The organism is Ruegeria atlantica (genome assembly GCF_947495585.1).
Lineage (GTDB): Bacteria > Pseudomonadota > Alphaproteobacteria > Rhodobacterales > Rhodobacteraceae > Ruegeria > Ruegeria atlantica_G.
In genome coordinates, this window is sequence record NZ_CANLZK010000002.1 from 160,198 (window position 1) to 177,952 (window position 17,755).

At 57.8% G+C, this 17,755-nt stretch carries 14 protein-coding genes and 1 tRNA gene; 9 read left to right on the forward strand and 6 right to left on the reverse strand.

The features are described from left to right. The first annotated feature begins 34 nt into the window (after nucleotides 1-34). From QMP16_RS06560 to QMP16_RS06600, 9 genes are all read left to right on the forward strand, one after another. Nucleotides 35-703, forward strand: a complete 669-nt coding sequence (locus QMP16_RS06560) for a nitroreductase (RefSeq protein WP_282151706.1) — start codon at nucleotides 35-37, stop codon at nucleotides 701-703. Nucleotides 704-728: 25 nt separating this feature from the next. Beyond that, nucleotides 729-1,166 carry a D-aminoacyl-tRNA deacylase gene (gene dtd, locus QMP16_RS06565; RefSeq protein ID WP_282151707.1) on the forward strand — a complete coding sequence of 146 codons (438 nt, stop codon included), beginning with the start codon at nucleotides 729-731 and terminating at the stop codon, nucleotides 1,164-1,166. Further along, a complete protein-coding gene (locus QMP16_RS06570; protein ID WP_282151708.1) occupies nucleotides 1,166-2,269 on the forward strand; it encodes a glycerate kinase type-2 family protein in 1,104 nt (367 codons plus the stop codon). Before dtd ends, QMP16_RS06570 begins: the two co-directional genes overlap by 1 nt. Before the next feature lie 51 nt (nucleotides 2,270-2,320). Next, nucleotides 2,321-4,315 carry a CocE/NonD family hydrolase gene (locus QMP16_RS06575; RefSeq protein WP_282151709.1) on the forward strand — a complete coding sequence of 665 codons (1,995 nt, stop codon included), beginning with the start codon at nucleotides 2,321-2,323 and terminating at the stop codon, nucleotides 4,313-4,315. A gap of 125 nt (nucleotides 4,316-4,440) precedes the next feature. After that, a complete protein-coding gene (locus tag QMP16_RS06580) occupies nucleotides 4,441-6,027 on the forward strand; it encodes an ABC transporter substrate-binding protein (RefSeq protein ID WP_282151710.1) in 1,587 nt (528 codons plus the stop codon). Nucleotides 6,028-6,042: 15 nt separating this feature from the next. After that, complete coding sequence (locus QMP16_RS06585; RefSeq protein WP_058276793.1) at nucleotides 6,043-6,999, forward strand: ABC transporter permease; 957 nt, start codon at nucleotides 6,043-6,045, stop codon at nucleotides 6,997-6,999. Further along, a complete protein-coding gene (locus QMP16_RS06590) occupies nucleotides 6,999-7,814 on the forward strand; it encodes an ABC transporter permease (protein ID WP_108859503.1) in 816 nt (271 codons plus the stop codon). Before QMP16_RS06585 ends, QMP16_RS06590 begins: the two co-directional genes overlap by 1 nt. Beyond that, a complete protein-coding gene (locus tag QMP16_RS06595; protein WP_282151711.1) occupies nucleotides 7,811-9,448 on the forward strand; it encodes an ABC transporter ATP-binding protein in 1,638 nt (545 codons plus the stop codon). Before QMP16_RS06590 ends, QMP16_RS06595 begins: the two co-directional genes overlap by 4 nt. 158 nt (nucleotides 9,449-9,606) lie before the next feature. Beyond that, nucleotides 9,607-10,443, forward strand: a complete 837-nt coding sequence (locus QMP16_RS06600) for an alkaline phosphatase family protein (protein WP_282151712.1) — start codon at nucleotides 9,607-9,609, stop codon at nucleotides 10,441-10,443. Between the two features lie 4 nt (nucleotides 10,444-10,447). On the opposite strand, the gene QMP16_RS06605 is transcribed toward QMP16_RS06600, so the two are convergent. The 6 genes from QMP16_RS06605 to QMP16_RS06630 all read right to left on the reverse strand — a co-directional run bounded on the left by QMP16_RS06605 (nucleotide 10,448) and on the right by QMP16_RS06630 (nucleotide 17,749). Continuing rightward, entirely contained in the window at nucleotides 10,448-11,371 is a 924-nt protein-coding gene (locus QMP16_RS06605; protein ID WP_282151713.1) for an alpha/beta hydrolase, read from the reverse strand. 12 nt (nucleotides 11,372-11,383) lie between these two features. Then, nucleotides 11,384-13,273 carry an acyl-CoA synthetase gene (locus tag QMP16_RS06610; RefSeq protein WP_282151714.1) on the reverse strand — a complete coding sequence of 630 codons (1,890 nt, stop codon included), beginning with the start codon at nucleotides 13,271-13,273 and terminating at the stop codon, nucleotides 11,384-11,386. Between the two features lie 154 nt (nucleotides 13,274-13,427). Continuing rightward, on the reverse strand, nucleotides 13,428-15,248 hold the full coding sequence (locus tag QMP16_RS06615) for an ABC transporter transmembrane domain-containing protein (protein ID WP_282151715.1): 1,821 nt from the start codon (nucleotides 15,246-15,248) through the stop codon (nucleotides 13,428-13,430). 127 nt (nucleotides 15,249-15,375) lie between these two features. Beyond that, a tRNA-Gly gene (locus QMP16_RS06620) sits at nucleotides 15,376-15,450 on the reverse strand. Nucleotides 15,451-15,587: 137 nt separating this feature from the next. Beyond that, nucleotides 15,588-16,724, reverse strand: a complete 1,137-nt coding sequence (gene nagA / locus QMP16_RS06625; protein WP_282151716.1) for an N-acetylglucosamine-6-phosphate deacetylase — start codon at nucleotides 16,722-16,724, stop codon at nucleotides 15,588-15,590. After that, the gene (locus QMP16_RS06630) at nucleotides 16,721-17,749 is read right to left on the reverse strand and encodes an SIS domain-containing protein (RefSeq protein ID WP_282151896.1); all 1,029 of its coding nucleotides are present in this window, start codon (nucleotides 17,747-17,749) and stop codon (nucleotides 16,721-16,723) included. Before QMP16_RS06630 ends, nagA begins: the two co-directional genes overlap by 4 nt. Between the last annotated feature and the right edge of the window lie 6 nt (nucleotides 17,750-17,755).

Here is a 17,755-nt window from a genome sequence, read left to right on the forward strand (position 1 = left end):
ATCCTGCGCCTCGGATACACGAAGGGGGCGCAGAGTGACGCTATCCGATTTGGATCGATTGCTGGCTGAGCGACATTCTTGCCGGGCGTTCCGACCTGAACCTGTCCCCAAAGACCAGATCGAACAGATTCTGACCAGCGCGTCCCGTGCGCCCAGCTGGTGTAATGCGCAGCCCTGGAACATCGTGATCACCAGTGGAGCCGAGACTGACGCTTTTCGAAAAGCGCTGCAAAACGAAGTCACAACCGGCGCACCGGAACCCGACCTGCCGTTCCCGACGGCGTATACCGGTATCTATCAGGAGCGACGTCGCGAATGTGGCTGGGCATTATATGAAGCCGTGGGCGTGCAGCGCGGGGACCGCGCCGGTTCGGCCAAGCAAATGATGGAAAACTTTGCCCTTTTCGGTGCGCCCCATTGTGCGATCATCTCAAGCCCTAAGGAACTTGGCGCGTACGGAGCAATGGACAGTGGTGGATTTGTCATGGCCTTCACCCTCGCCGCACAGGCCTTGGGAGTGGCCACAATCCCTCAGGCCGCCGTGGCCAGCTATGGCAAGTTTCTGCACCGGTACTTCGACATTCCAGATGATCGGTTGATCTTGTGCGCAATCTCATTCGGATACTCGGATGCAGACCACCCTGCGAACGGGTTTAGAACCGACCGGGCCGATCTGGACGAGATCGCTCGTTGGGTCGGATAACCACGCCACCAAACGGAGAACAGATTTGCGTGCACTTTTACAAAGGGTTTCCCGGGCAAAAGTCTCGGTTGACGGACAAACAGTTGGGCAGTCCGGTCCGGGGCTGATGATCCTGGTCTGTGCGATGAAGGGTGACGACGAACAAAAGGTCGAACAACTGGCGGCCAAGGTCTCAAAACTGCGTATTTTCAAAGATGAAAGCGGCAAGATGAACCGCTCTGTCGTGGATGTGGGTGGCTCGGCGCTGGTGATCAGCCAGTTCACGCTGGCCGCCGATACCTCGCGCGGGAACCGGCCGGGATATTCCGAGGCCGCCCCCCCTGATGTGGGGCAGCGCCTTTATGAAGAATTTGCGCGACGGTTGCAGGCCCATGGTGTGCCTGTGGAAACCGGGCAGTTCGGAGCCGACATGGCAGTAGAGCTGGTCAATGATGGACCGGTCACAATTTGGATGGAAAGCTGATGGGCCAAGGGCAACAGGCAATTCGCATTTGGCAGGCCGGTGTTGATGCGGTTGACGGAAAACGAGCCACCAAAGCTGCTCTGGATGAGGTCCAAACGCCCGACCGGATTCTGGCCGTCGGCAAGGCAGCCGCAGCGATGGCCAGCGCGGCATTGGACCATTTCGGCCCGCGTCCGACGCTGGTGGTCACAAAGGATGATCACGGACGCGGTCTTCCGGAACATGTTCAGCTGATCGAGGCCTCACACCCCGTTCCCGACGTGCGCAGCCTTGAGGGCGGTCGCGCCCTGCGGGCGACGATCGAGGCCATGGCACCCAATTCCCATGTGCTGCTTTTGGTTTCGGGCGGAGCCTCATCCCTGGCTGAGGATTTGCTGCCGGGGAACACTCTGAGTGATCTGGAGCAGCTGAACGGCAGGCTGCTGGCCGAAGGGATGGATATCACCGCAATGAATGCCGAGCGCCGCAAGCTGTCCCGGATCAAGGGCGGTGGGCTGCTGGCCCATTTCACAGGGGAAAAAGCCACCGTTCTGGCAATCTCGGACGTTCCCGGGGATGATCTGAATGTCATCGGATCGGGGATTGGCACCTTGCCCGACACTTACGAATTTGACGCCGTGACCCAGATTGTTGCGTCGAACGCTCATGCGCGTTCTGCGGCAGCAGATTTGGCGCATCGTGAAAGCCTGCAAGTACTGGCTGACGAAGAATGCCTGCATGACGACTTCTTAAGCGTCGCATCCCTTATCGGGCAACGCCTGAGGGATATGCCCCCCGGCGTCATGGTTTTCGGCGGCGAACCAACGGTGGTTTTGCCGGACAAGCCAGGCCGTGGCGGGCGCAATCAGGCGTTGGCGCTGGCACTCGCCCGGGAAATAGCTGGAACACCAAACTTGACTGTTGTTGTCGGTGGTACCGACGGCACCGATGGTCCAACCAATGCGGCCGGAGCCGTAGTCGACGGCAAAACTTGGGGCAAAGGGGCCGATACCGCCTTGCAGCAGGCAGACAGTGGCAGTTTTCTGGACAAGGCCGGAGCTTTGCTGGTGACAGGCCCAACCGGAACGAACGTGATGGACCTTGTTGTCGCAATCAAACAGTGATTTGACGATTTTAGTACGTTGCAAAAAGACAAAGACCGAAAGACTTCCGAAATGACTCGCTCGCCCAATTCGCTATGCGATATCGAAGATCTACCGGATGTCGGCATAGTGATGCCGGATGGATGTCGTCTTTCAGCGCGTGTCTGGCGCCCGGTGGATGCGGACAGTAACCCCGTTCCGGCCATTTTGGAGTTCCTGCCCTATCGCAAGCGCGACGGCACGGCGACGCGGGATGCCCTGACCCATCCATGGTTTGCCAAACGCGGCTATGCTTGCATTCGTGTGGACATGCGCGGCAATGGAGACAGCGAAGGGTTGATGGAAGACGAGTATACCCAGCAAGAGCTGGATGATGCCGTTTCCACAATTCAATGGCTGGCGGATCAGCCGTGGTGTTCGGGCACCGTTGGGATGATGGGAATCAGCTGGGGCGGGTTCAACGCGCTTCAGGTTGCCGCCCTTCAACCCGCGCCGCTGAAAGCAATTATCACTCTGTGTTCAACCGCAGATCGTTACGCAGACGACATCCACTTTAAGGGCGGATGCTTGCTGAATGAAAACCTGGGTTGGGGCGCGACCATGTGGTCGTACTCATCTCGCGCACCGGACCCTACGCTGCGCCGCAACTGGCGGGAGTTATGGCTTGAGCGTTTGGAAAACCAACCGTTCCTACCCTTGATCTGGCTGCGCCACCAGACGCGCGACGCCTATTGGCAGCATGGCTCTGTCTGCGAAGATTTCAGCGCGATCCGCGCGGCGACTTTGGCCATAGGCGGCTGGGGTGACGCGTACAAGAATACCGTGCCGCTGCTGGTCGAACAGCTTAGCGCTCCGGTCAAGGGAATCGTGGGGCCATGGGTGCACAAATACCCGCATTTCGCAGTGCCCGAACCGAGGATCGGTTTTCTGCAAGAGGCGCTGCGTTGGTGGGATCATTGGCTGAAGGGTCTGGATGGCGGCGTTGAAACCGACCCAGACTATCGAGCGTATCTGATGGACGGCGTCCGCCCAAAGAGGTGGTACAACAACAGACCCGGGCGCTGGATCAGCGAGCAAGCCGGCGCGACCTCGCATTTGTCCAACCTGACACTGAACCTGTCCGACGGTGGGCTCGGAAAAGATGAGCCGCTGGATATGCGGGTCCAGTCGCCCCAAACCTGCGGCATGGATGGCGGCGAGTATTGCGCAATTTGGCTGGGACCCGACATGCCTGGCGATCAGCGCGCCGATGATGCGTTGTCCGCCTGTTTCGATGGCCCGCCTTTGTCGGAAGATCTGGATATTGTCGGCGCTCCGCGCATTTGCCTGAATGTCAGTGCCGACCGACCGCAGGCACAGATTGCCGTTAGGTTAAATCATGTCCATCCGGATGGGGCCTCAACCCGGATCACCTATGGCGTTCTGAACCTGTCGCACCGAGATTGCCACGCGCAACCAACTCCGTTGACGCCCGGAGCGCCCTACGAAATCTCATTGGACCTGGATCACATCGCCTATCGCGTTCCCAAAGGGCATCGCGTACGGGTGGCTGTTTCCAGCGCGTATTGGCCGCTGATCTGGCCCTCACCCGAACCCGTCGAACTGCACCTGGCAGGTGGTACGATTACGATCCCGAAACGGCCGACTGCAGGTGATGATGAACATGTGTTTCAACCACCCGATTCTGAAACCCCGATTGACGTGACGTCGCTGCGGAAAAGCAGCAATTCTCGCCGGGTGGAAACTGACTTGAATTCAGGTGAAACCCGGATGATCATCGAAGACGATTTTGGTCGCGTAAAGGACAATCACCACGGGCTTACGCATGGTGGCACAGCATATGAGCGCTGGACCATCAACCCCGACGACCCGCTATCCGCGCACGGGCAGTGCCGCTGGACACAGGAGATCAGTCGGGACGGGATAGACCTGCGCACGGAAACATCCTGCGAAATGTGGTCGGATCGTGAGAACTTTTTTCTCAAGGCACAGATAAGTGCTTTTGAAAACGAAACTTTGGTATTCTCTAAACAAACGGAGGACGCCGTTCCACGAAACCAGATGTGATATTTTGGTGGCCAAAGGTCAGACATTTGTCCTTGCTCGGTAGACCGAAATGCGCCTAACTTGACTCATGCGTCAATAAAAATGCCCGGGAAGGGCTGAAATTCAATCAACTGGGAGATCACTAAATGAACGAACAACTCACTCACATGGCCGGTCAGGTCACTGCGGGCAAACTGACCCGTCGCGAATTCATGGGGAAAGCGGCGGCTCTGGGTGTGTCGGCGGCGATGGCCAGCACCATGTTCGCTGACGCTGCGCGCGCGGCAGGACCGAACAAGGGCGGCGATCTAAAATTTGGCTTGCAGGGCGGCGAATCCACCAACTCGCTGGATCCGGCGACCTATGCCAGCTCGGTGCCGTTCCAGAACGGCAAACAATTCGGTGACCAGCTTGTGGAAGTTGCGCCCGACGGGTCGATCGAGCCGCGCCTGGCTGAAGCCGTCGAAGGCAGCGCGGACGCCAAAGTTTGGACGTTCAAACTGCGTCAGGGCGTCGAATTCCACAACGGCAAGACCATGACCAGCGAAGACGTGCTGAAAACCATGGAGCGCCACTCGAACGAAGACTCCAAGTCCGGTGCCCTGGGTATCATGAAGGGCATCGAGTCAATGAAGGCCGATGGCGACAATTTCCAGGTCACACTGACTGAGCCAAATGCCGACTTGCCTTATCTGATGGCCGATTATCACCTGATCATTCAGCCTGATGGCGGAATGGAAAACCCAGGTGCTGGCATTGGCACCGGACCATACCAGTTGGAAGTCGACGAGCCCGGCGTACGCCACGTGTTCAAGAAATTTGCCAACCACTGGAACCCCGATTTCGGCAATTTCGACAGCGTCGAAGTAATTGTCATCAACGATGCGACTGCCCGTACGGCTGCTCTGCAATCCGGTCAGGTTCATGCGATCAACCGCGTCGAACCAAAGGTCGCCGATCTGCTGGGCCGCGCCCCGAACTTGACGGTGCACTCGACCGCCGGCCGTGGACATTATGTGTTCATCATGCATTGCGACACCGCGCCGTTCGACAACAACGAACTGCGGCTGGCGCTGAAACACGCAATCAACCGCCAGGACTTGGTCGACAAGGTTCTGCGCGGCTACGGCACAATTGGCAACGACATGCCGATCAATGCGGCATACCCGCTGTTTGACGGCTCTATCCCGCAACGCGACTTCAGCCTTGAAAAGGCGGCAGAGCACTATGCGAAGTCGGGCCATGACGGTTCGCCGATCATCCTGCGTGTCGCAGATGGCGCCTTCCCGGGTGCCGTTGACGCAGCGGCCCTGTTCCAGCAAAGCGCGGCTCAGGCCGGTATCCCGCTGGAAATCAAGCGCGAGCCCAACGATGGCTATTGGTCCGAGGTCTGGAACGTTCAGCCGTTCTGCGCATCCTATTGGGGTGGCCGTCCGGTGCAGGATCAGATGTACGCGACAGCGTATCTGTCGACTGCCGACTGGAACGACACCCGCTTCAAGGTGCCAGAGTTCGACGAAATGCTGTTTGCAGCACGGGCCGAACTGGACAACGACAAACGCAAGGACATCTACAGCAAAATGGGCATGATGGTCCGCGACCAGGGCGGTCTGATCTGCCCGATGTTCAACGATTTTGTCGAAGGCGTCACCAATCAGCTCGAAGGTTGGGAAAGCGACCCGACCCAAGAGATGATGAATGGCAACATGTCACGCAAGATGTGGTTCGCCTGATAGGGCCCACGGATAATGCATCCTATCATCAAACTGGTTTCCCAGCGCCTCGCGCTGGGACTCCTGCTTCTCTTCGGTGCATCGGCTCTGATTTTCGGCCTCACCGAAGCCCTGCCTGGGGACGCTGCGCAAGCGGTCCTTGGCCAATCCGCAACCCCCGAGGCGCTGGCAAACCTGCGCGAGGAAATGGGCCTCAACCGTCCCGCTTTAACCCGATATTTCGAATGGTTGGGCGGCATCCTGCAGGGCGATCTGGGTCAGTCTTTGACCAACAAACTCGACATCGCAGAAAGCATCGGAAAGCGCTTAGGGAACACCCTTTTCCTGGCATGTGCTGCAGCCGTCGTATCCGTGCCGCTTGCTATCTTTCTAGGCCTTCTGGCCGTTCGGTACCGCAACCGCTGGCCTGACAAACTGATCTCTGCCATCACCCTGACAACGGTTTCGATCCCGGAATTCCTGATCGGTTACGTGGTGATCTACTTCGTCTCAGTAAAACTGGGCTGGTTCTCCTCACTCGCAATGATCAACGACACAATGTCCTTCGGGCAAAAGCTCAATGCCATCGCCTTGCCTGCCTTCGTTCTGACACTGGTGGTTCTGGCGCAGATGATGCGAATGACCCGCGCTGCAATCCTGAACCTGATGCAATCGGCCTACATCGAAACGGCCGAACTGAAAGGCCTCTCGAATTTTCAGGTCATTGCGCGCCACGCGTTTCCCAACGCGATTTCCCCCATTGTCAACGTTGTGATGCTGAACCTGGCCTATCTGGTTGTGGGCGTCGTCGTTGTTGAAGTGGTGTTCGTATATCCCGGCATGGGGCAATATTTGGTGGATTCGGTGACCAAGCGTGACGTGCCAGTCGTTCTGGCCTGCGGCGTCGTCTTTGCCGCGGTCTATATCGGGCTCAACATGGTTGCCGATATTGTGTCTATCCTTGCCAACCCAAGACTGAGGCATCCGAAATGATGAAGAACATTCCTATTTCGGCCGCCGTCGGTCTGTTTTTCACCGGACTGTACTTTTTCATAGCGATCGCAGCCCCACTGATCGCCCCTTACGGAATGGCCGAAGTGGTCGGTGATGTGTGGGAACCGTCAAGCGCCGAGCATCTGCTGGGCACGGACAATATCGGGCGCGATCTGCTGACACGTATGATCTATGGTGGTCGCACGACCATCTTTATCGCTGCGATGGCTACGATCCTCAGCTTTATCACTGGCACCTCGCTGGGCCTTTTGGCTGCGGTTCTGGGTGGTTGGGCTGACCAGGCGCTGAGCCGGACGGTTGACCTGATCATGTCGATCCCAACGCTGATCCTGGCACTGGTTATCCTGGCGATTGTTCCGGTTACCGTTCCGATCCTGATCCTTGTGATGGGGCTGTTGGACGCCACACGTCCTTACCGACTGTCTCGATCGGTCGCCGTGGACATCAACGTGATGGACTATGTCGAAGCCGCAAAGCTGCGCGGTGAAGGCCGGCGCTGGATCATCTTCCGGGAAATACTGCCAAACGCTCTGTCGCCTCTGGTGGCTGAATTCGGGCTGCGGTTCATCTTCATGGTCCTGTTCATCTCGACCCTGTCGTTCCTGGGCCTGGGCGTCCAACCGCCGCTGGCGGACTGGGGCGGCATCGTGAAGGAAAACAAGGACGGAATCGTCTATGGCATCGGCGCGGCCCTGTACCCCGCTGTAGCCATCGCGACGCTCGCCATCTCGGTCAACCTTGTTGCTGACTGGGTTTTGAACCGTACCACATCGCTGAAAGGAGGCCGGGGATGAGTGATACCCTTCTCAAGGTCCGCAACCTCAAGATCGGCGCGACCGTCTATCCGCCGGGTGAAAAACCCCATGACATCGAAATCGTGCATGGGGTCAGCTTTGACCTCGAACGCGGCAAGGTTTTGGGGCTGATAGGTGAATCCGGTGCCGGTAAATCGACCATCGGTCTGGCGTCCATGGCTTATGGCCGCGGTGGCGTCGAACTGACCGGTGGCGAAGTCTGGGTCAACGGGCGCGACATTCTGAAGACCCCGCATAGCGATATCCGCAATCTGCGTGGGGGCGAAGTTGCCTATGTCTCGCAATCCGCGGCCGCGTCGTTTAACCCGGCCAAGAAGATCATGGATCAGGTGGTCGAAGCGGCGGTCGAACATAAGAAGTTTTCGCGTAAAGAGGCCGAAGGCCGTGCCCGGGAACTGTTCGCCAAGCTAGGGCTGCCCGATCCGGACAATATCGGTGATCGTTACCCGCACCAGGTCTCGGGCGGTCAGCTACAGCGTTGCATGACGGCGCTGGCGCTGTGCCCCGAGCCTGATCTTGTGGTGTTTGATGAACCGACCACAGCACTGGATGTGACCACTCAGATCGACGTTCTGATGGCGATTAAAGAGGCCATTCGCGATACTGGCGTTGCTGCGCTCTATATCACGCATGACCTCGCCGTTGTCGCTCAGGTCAGTGATGACATCATGGTTCTGCGGATGGGCAATACGGTCGAGTATGGAAATACCGACCAGATCATCAACAACCCGCAGGAAGAGTATACCAAGGCGCTGGTTTCGGTCCGCTCGATCGAGCACGAAGAGAAAAAACCCACACCGGAATCGGTATTGAGCGTCGAAGGTATTACCGCGCGCTACAAGGGTTTGAATTTCGACGTGCTACACAACGTCAATGTCGAACTTCACCCGGGGCAGACACTGGCCGTCGTCGGCGAATCCGGCTCGGGCAAGTCGACACTGGCGCGGGTGATCACAGGCTTGCTGCCGCCGCGTGATGGTGAGATCACCTTTGCTGGCCGCAAGCTCAGTGGCGATCTGAAGGGCCGCAGCCGTGAAGACCTGCGTGAGTTGCAGATGATCTACCAGATGGCCGACGTGGCAATGAACCCACGCCAGACGGTTGGTACGATCATCGGACGCCCGCTGGAGTTTTACTTCAACATGCGCGGTGCCGAAAAACGCAAGCGGATCATCGAGCTGTTGGATGAGATCGAACTGGGCGAAAAGTACATGGACCGCTATCCGGCGGAACTGTCAGGTGGTCAGAAACAGCGTGTCTGTATCGCGCGGTCACTGGCGGCCAAGCCCAAGATGATCATCTGTGACGAAGTCACCTCGGCACTTGATCCACTGGTTGCGGACGGCATCCTGAAACTGCTGCTGGACCTTCAGAAGATCGAGGATGTGGCGTACCTGTTCATCACCCACGATCTGGCGACGGTGCGCGCGATCAGCGATAGTATCGCGGTGATGTATCAGGGTCGCGTGGTTCGCTATGGGTCGAAAAGCGAGGTGCTGAGCCCGCCGTTCGACGACTATACTGACCTGCTGCTCAGTTCCGTCCCCGAGATGCATCTGGGTTGGCTGGAAGAGGTCGTTGCCCACCGCAAAATGGAAAGCGCCGGGAACTGACCCCTGCCCTTTCCGTGACAGGTAAGTGAAAAATTGAAATCCCGGCGCCTTGTTCGATGACAGGTGTCGGGATTTTGCTATTGGAGGCGTGAACGGGCAGACCCCTGATCGCGAATCCCCTAGGGTCGCCAGAAATATTTAGTCAAAAGGCCAAAGACATGGACCGGAAACTACTCCTTATCATCCTGGACGGTGTTCCGTGGCGCAATTTCCGACGGTTGTTCGGTAACCTTGAAGGTTGGGTCGACAGCGGTGAGGCGCGCGTGTGGAAACTGCGTGCTGTTCTGCCGTCCACATCCGCCAGCTGCTATGCCTCGATCCACACTGGTGTCACACCACAGGAGCATGGCTGTACCGGCAACGGTAATGTCTTTCGCTTAGGCCATAAGGACGTCTTCAGCCAGGTCCGTGAAGCTGGCGGCGTAACCGGAGCTGTCACCCACAGCTATTGGTCGCAGTTCTTCAACCGCCACCCGTTCGATTACGTCCGCGACATCGAATATGATGAGCCTGAGAGCAAAACGATCAACCACGGCCGCTTTCACACGATGACCGGCTATGGAAAAGCCAATCAGATGACCCCGTCTGACGTAGATCTCTATGCCACTCTGACCACCCTTTGCCTGCGTCATGGGCTGGATTACGGCCTGCTGCATGCCTGCACATTGGACAGTATGGGGCACCGTTTCTACCATGATTGCGAAGAGATGGACCACGCCTGTTTCGTCGCAGACGAGATGCTGGCCCCTTTCATCCCGCGTTGGCGGCAACTGGGGTACGACGTGATTGTGACCGCTGATCACGGACAGGATGAGCGGGGGCACCACGGCGGGCGCAGCCCGCTGCAACAGGAAACGGCACTGTACTACTTTGGCGACGCGGAAGGCCCCGAGGTCGACACGGTAATCGACCAGCTACAGCTGGCGCCTACGATCCTGAATCGCATGGGCGCGCCCATTGCCGCAACGATGAAGGCGAAACCGTTCCTGAAGTGAAAGATCAATCGTAGGGCCAGATTTGCTGACCCAACGCCTCGATCGCGACCGAAATCCTCTCAAAACTGTCTGCCGCGCGCTTAACACTGGTACGCGCGCGCAGATAGCCGTGAACGAGGCCCGGCTCGTTGATCCAATGCGCCTGCCCTCCGGCAGCGGAAATCTTGTCGCAATAGGCGGAACCGTCATCTCGCAGCGGATCGCAATCTGCGGTCACCACCACAGTTGGCGGCAGGCCCGAGAAATCCGTGTCGTGAAGCGGCGCAAATGTCGGGTCGTTTTGCGGGACAGTGCCACCGCAACGTACCTTTTCGTAGAAAACGATCTCATCCAGCGTCAATAGCGGCGCGTGGGCGTGTTCGATATACGACCCGTTCGCGCTGTCGCCGCCCAAGCCTGGGTAGATCAGCACCTGCCCCAGCACATTCTGCAACCGCCCTCGCCCATATTGGGCGACCGCTGCCGCCAGATTGCCACCGGCACTGTCACCGGCCAGGACAATAGGATCGCCAAACTCCTGCACGGCCCAGTTCGTAGCGGTCCAGCTGTCCTGAAACTGCGCAGGATGTACGTGTTCGGGGCACAGGCGATAGTCCACGGCCACAACCCGATACCCGGTCTGCGCGCAAATCTCGGCGCATACATCATCGTGGCTGTCCAATCCGCCAACAACAAAACCGCCACCATGAAAATAGATGACGGTTCGTGTCGGCTGACCTGCATTGTAAACGCGGACAGGCACACCATCGGCCTGCCTGTCCTGTGTTTCGACCCCTTGTGGGCGGGGTTGGCGAAAGTCGCGACACATCGTGTCGTAGACCCGGCGTTGATCATCGATCGACAGGTCGACCGCGTCATCCGGATAGCTTTCAGCCGTTCGTTTTATGAACGCCCAAGTCTCTTCATCAATCAGACGTTCATAATCCATGTTTCCTCCCGGTCAGGCAGCCCACTCCCACGGCCGGGTGAACGATCCCAGCACTTTGCTGACATCGTCCTCTGAGGAACCCTTCGCGTCAAGCTGCGCAACGAGTCCACGCTTCTTATCGTCGGTAACGGACACAACGCGCGCCTCAAGACCAGCCTCTTCCAACGCGCCGTTATAGATACGCGTGATCGCCTGTTTGCGAAGTTCGGGTTTAAAGACCTTCCCCACGGCAGTTTTGGGCAGCTCATCCAGAATGGTCATGTGCTTGGGTTGCGCCGCACGTTCGTGGACATGCACATTGCAATAGTCCATCAGCTCTTTCTCGGTCACCGAGGCCCCATCGACCAGTTCGACAAAGGCGCAAGGCACCTCGCCCGAATAGGCGTCAGGCTGCCCGATGGCACCGGCAAACGCGACAGCATCGTGCCCCAACAGGGCTTCTTCGATCTCGGCCGGGTCAATGTTGTGACCGCCGCGAATGATCAGGTCCTTGGCACGACCTGTGATCCAAAGGTAGCCATCCCCGTCAAAGCGTCCCAGATCGCCTGTGCGCAAGTATTTGTCGAAGTGGTACAGACCTACGTTCTTGTCCGCCTCGGTATAGGTATTGCCCGCAAAGACACCGGGGTTCGAGATACAAATCTCACCGATTTCATCTGCGGCGCATTCCTTTGGCCCATCCGGACCATCCTGCAGGATTTTCACATCCGTATAAGGGAACGGAATACCGATCGAGCCGATCTTCTTTTCCCCATCCACCGGGTTACAGGACACCAGACAGGTGGCTTCGGTCAGACCGTAGCCTTCCACGATGGTCACGCCGGTCGCTTCTTCGAACCGGCGGAACAGTTCGACGGGCAAAGGCGCTGAACCTGAGAACGCGGTCTTCACGCTTGAGATGTCCGCATCTACGGGTCGCTGCATCTTGGCAGCAATCGCTGTGGGTACGGTGATGATGAACGTTACTTTCCAGCGCTCGATCAATTTCCAGAAATTGTCGAACACGCCGTCGCCGCGATATCCCGCAGGCGTTGGGAATACCACATGGGCGCCTGACGACACAGCGGCCATCATGATCACGTGCACGGCAAAAACGTGGAACATCGGCAGCGGGCACATGATCACGTCTTCTTCGGAAAACAGCAGCGTGCTCCCAAGCCAGCCGTTGTAGATCAGGCCTGAGTATTTGTGCTGCGCCACCTTCGGCATACCGGTCGTGCCGCCGGTGTGGAAATAGCAGGCAACGCGATCTTCCTTGCTGTCTTCGAAAGTCAGCGTCGTCGGTTGCTTGGCCAGTTCTTTATTGAAGTTCTTATAGTCCGCATGCGCCAGTTTTTCCTTGTCGCCCATTTTGGGGCGCAGGAAGGGCACCAGCCAGGATTTTGGCGGCGTCAAATAGCGGTTGAGGTCAATCTCGAGAATGGTTTTGACGTTGGGCGCATGGCGCACCGCCTCTTCGACCTTTTGCGCCACATCAGTCTTGGGGAAGGACTTCAGCGTCACGACCACTTTGGCGCCGGTTTCGCGCAGAATTGCTGCGATCTGTTCGGGCTCAAGTAACGGGTTGATCGGGTTCACGATCCCTGCGACCGCGCCGCCCATCAGGGTGACCAGCGTTTCGTTACAGTTGGGCAGCACATAGGCCACCACGTCTTTCTCTCCGACGCCCAAAGACCGGAACAAGTTTGCCGCCTGATTGACTTTGCCCAACAGTTGCGACCACGTCAGCGTCTCGGCCTTGTCTGTCGGGCCAGACATGAGCTGAAAGCTGACCGCATCACTGTTCGGAAATTTGCCTGCTGTGCGTGACAGCAACTGGTGGAAAGTGACCGGAACATCCCGATCCTCCCACGACATTTCCTGCTCCATTCTCGCCTTGTCTTCCAAACCCACAAAGGCCATGTGACTCCTCCCTGTTTTTCTCCCGCGTCTTGCGCGGTTTTTTCCAAAACAAGATGGAAGCAAAACCCCGCAGGTGCAAGCGACGGGTTAGAGGGGCCACGCCCAAATTTGTAGAATTACGCAGCGGCGTAAAACTGACTTCCCTGACGTCAGGCTATTCTGCCGCAACTCCGTCGGTGAATTGCAGGCGCGCCAGACGGGCATACAAGCCATCCTGAACGACCAGATCCTCGTGCGTGCCTTGGGCCACGATCTGACCGGCTTCCATCACAACGATCCGATCCGCCTTTTTGACCGTCGCCAGACGGTGGGCCACGATCAGTGTGGTGCGCCCGGCGCGCATCTGGTCAACCGCGCCCTGAACCGCGCGTTCGCTTTCGGCATCAAGGGCCGAGGTCGCCTCGTCAAGTAGCAGAACCGGTGCATCACGCAGGATGGCGCGAGCAATGGCGATGCGTTGTTTCTGACCGCCCGACAGCATTACGCCGCGTTCCCCGACAAAGCTGTCATAGCCTTCGGGCAGTTTCGAGATGAACTCATGTGCCGCAGCTGCACGCGCGGCGGCCTCAACCTCGGCATCCGAGGCGTTCAGACGCCCGAACCGAATATTCTCGCGGGCCGAGGCTGCAAAGATGATCGGGTCCTGGGGCACCAATGCCATGTGCTGCCGGAAATCGGATCGATCGAGGTCACGCAGGTCAACGCCGTCCAGACTGACATGACCTGCATCCGGATCGTAGAACCGCTGGATCATTTGAATCACTGTGGTTTTGCCTGCACCCGATGGACCAACGAAAGCCACGGTTTCACCCGGTTGGATCGACAGGGTCAGATGGTCCAGTGCCACAACATCCGGACGGGCCGGATAGTGGAAGATCACATCCTCAAAACGGATCTCGCCCCGAACAGGTGTAGGCAGCGATGCTGCCTTATCCGGATCGATCACGGTATCCTGCGCATTCAGCAATTCCACCAGACGCTCGGTCGCGCCGGCTGCACGTTGCAGCTCGCTCCAAATCTCAGAGAGGGCAGCGACAGAGCCGGCCATGATGATTGAATAGATCACGAACTGGATCAGAACACCTTCGGTCATCACGCCGTTACGAACGTCGTTTGCCCCCATCCACAGCACGCCGACGATGCCCGAAAATACAAGGAAGATAACGATTACCGTCATCACGGCGCGCGTCTGAATACGCCGAAGAGAAACCGCATAAGAGGTTTCGGTCATATTGCCGAACTGCTGCCGGCTGGCTTTTTCATGCGTAAAGGCCTGAACGGTTTGAACCGCGCTCAGTGCCTCGCCTGCGTTACCCGACGAGGCCGCGATCCAGTCCTGATTTTCGCGGCTGAGGACCCGCAAACGACGCCCCAGAACAAGTATCGGCACCACCACAACCGGGATCAGCAAAAGCACCAAACCCGTTAGCTTGGCCGAGGTCAGCAGCATTAGAACCAAACCGCCTGCGAACAAAAGCATATTGCGCAAGGCAATGGATACGGACGATCCCAGCACAGACTGAATCAAGGTCGTGTCCGTGGTGATACGGCTGAGAACCTCGCCGGTCATGACCCGTTCGTAGAACTCGGGACTCATCCCAATAACGCGGTTAAACACGGCCTTGCGGATATCGGCCACGACGCGCTCACCCAACCGGGTCACCAGCGCATAGCGGATACCTGTTCCCACCGCCAATATCGCGGCAATGCCCAGTGCCGCCAGAAAGTACCAATCCAGCAGCTCACCATCTTCAATTCGGAAATTGTCGACTACTCGGCGTACCGCAAGCGGCAGGGTTAGCGTCATGCTGGCTGTCAACACCAGTGCCAGAACCGCACCCGTCATCAGGGCCCGATACGGCTTCATAAATGGCCAAAGAGACGACAAAACGCCTATCTTCCGCGATCCAGCACGCTCTTCCGTGGCACCGGGTGCAGGTTTGCCCTTAGGCGTGGCTGAGGCAGAGTTTGCCATAATTGGCCCTTACGTCTTTTTCGCACTTAAGTGTTCGCTTCTTGGCGGCCACGGCAAGCCGGGTCAAGAACCACAATATATGACCCAACATAAAAGGGCTATTTGACGCAGAATTTTAGGGCTGATTTGGAGCGGGCGGCGGGAATCGAACCCGCTTCATCAGCTTGGAAGGCTGAGGTAATAGCCAGTATACGACGCCCGCTCAGCGCTGGTCGGTTTAAGCGATGCGTCAGATGTCGTCAAGCGCCGTTCGAAGCCAGATTTCAAATTCGTCGACAAAAAATTGACAGGCGGTATACCCCATCCCGCAGACAGTCGTTCTGGCAGTTAAAGACAAACTCAAGATTGCGCGGGCAGCCATTCGCAACGGCTGAAATCGGCAGATATCCGGATCACCGAACCGTATTCAAAGACCGTTGGCGGGGCCAACCCGATCAGCTGAGCCGGATAAGAAGTGGCCGCCGCCAGTGCGTCCTGCAACGGCACGCCGACTTGTTTGACCAGCACGCCAACGGCGGTCGTCAGGTCCAAATCTGCGCCGGCCAGCGTTCCTTCCGCCAGTGTCAACCTGCCGTCGGTTCGCGTGATTTTGCGACCTTCAAGGGTGAATTCGGTTTGATCGGTTCCCGCCACAGCCATCGCATCGCTGACCAGAAAGATTTGACCCGGCGCAGTTTTCGCAGCCCAAGCAGCGCGCATCGCGGCGGGGTGCACATGGACACCATCGGCAATCATGCCTGCAGACAGCGTTCCGCTGGCCAGCGCTGCGCCGACGAGACCGGGTTCACGATTGCCCAGCTGGCTCATCGCGTTGAACAGATGGGTTACGCAACGCGCACCGGCGGCAGCATACCGCTGGCAAGTCGCAAAATCCGCATCGCTGTGCCCGAGCGAAACAAGGATACCAGCGTCGCTCATGGCGCGGACCTGCTGCTCGGACACTGCCTCGGGGGCGACAGTTACCTTCAGGCAGGGAAGTGCATTTGCGGCTTCTATCAGCGTGTTCAAATCTGCTGCTGCCATCGGCCGTATCAAATTACCGTCGTGCGCCCCTTTCCGCGCGACCGACAAATGCGGCCCTTCCAAATGCAGCCCTGCGACGCCCGGCACTTGTGCTCGCACTGCCTCGATCGTCGCATCTATTGCTGCGCGGGTTTTGGCGGGTTCGTCGGTGATCAGAGTGGGCAGCAGCGAAATCACCCCCAATCGGCGATGGGCACCGGCAATTCTGCGGATCGTTTCGACCGACGGATCATCGTTGAACATAACGCCATCGCCGCCATTGACCTGCAGATCCACAAAACCGGGGCTGAGGATATCGCCGTTCAGATCTACAACGTCCTTTTCCTGGGTCACCTCAGCGTCGGGGAAAACTTCACCCACGCGCCCCTCGCGAAAAATAATCGCGTGGTCGTGCAACAATCGGCTGCCGTCAAAGATTGGCCCGTTTCGAAAGATCACCTTGCGCTCTGTCATACCGTCTCGGTCACTTTCTTAAGGTGCCGCGGTGCGTCCGGGTCGATCCCCCGCGCACTGGCGACAGCCTCTACCATGCTGTAAAAAGACGTAATCGCCGTTATTGGGTCGGTGATCCAATGATCCGTTCGAACCACTGGCAGAGCCTGCGCGCGCGATACTTTGGTGGTCGTCGCAAAGACCGCTGCCCCTTTTTCCGCCAAGGCATCAGCCGCATCGGCAGTCGCCCGTTCGGCTGCATCATTGGCTGCGAAGCAAATCACAGGAAATCCTTCTTCGACAATCGAAACCGGACCATGCAGCACTTCGGCCGCTGAATAGCTTTCGGCGTGAATTTGGCAGGTCTCTTTGATCTTCAATGCAGCTTCGTCAGAGATCGCATAAGAAGGACCGCGACCAAGCGTAAACAACGAGCGCCCGGTAATTTTTTCGGCTGCAGCCGACCAATCGCAATGTGCCGCCCGCGCCAGGTATTCGGGCAAAGATTGGATCGCCGCGATCAATTCAGCATCCTCTTTGACCTCGGCCAGCAGCCATAGACCGGACACCAGCGAGGTCACAAATGTCTTGGTTGCTGCGACGCTCAGCTCTGGTCCCGCGTGCAGTGGTAGAACCGCATCCGCCACGTCGGCCAGGCGCGATCCAGAGTTGTTGGTCACCGCAATTGTCAGTGCGCCAGAGTTTCGCAAAGACCCTGTGAGGCCAACGATATCCGGGCTTTGGCCTGATTGCGAGATGGACAGGCAGACAGATCCTTTTGACCTCAGATCCACCCCGTAAATCGAACTGACGGACGGCCCTACTGAGGCAACCGGTAATCCAAGAAGCAGTTCACTGGCATATTTCAGATAGCTGCAGGCATGGTCGGATGATCCCCGGGCGACCGAGATCAAAAAACGTGGATCCGTATCCCTTACGCTTTGCGCAGCTACTCGAATATTGTCTGCCCCCGAGCTGAGCAATCTGTCGACGGCATCAGGGATCTCCAGAATTTCCTGACGCATTTTCGAGTTCTTTTCGGACATTTGATC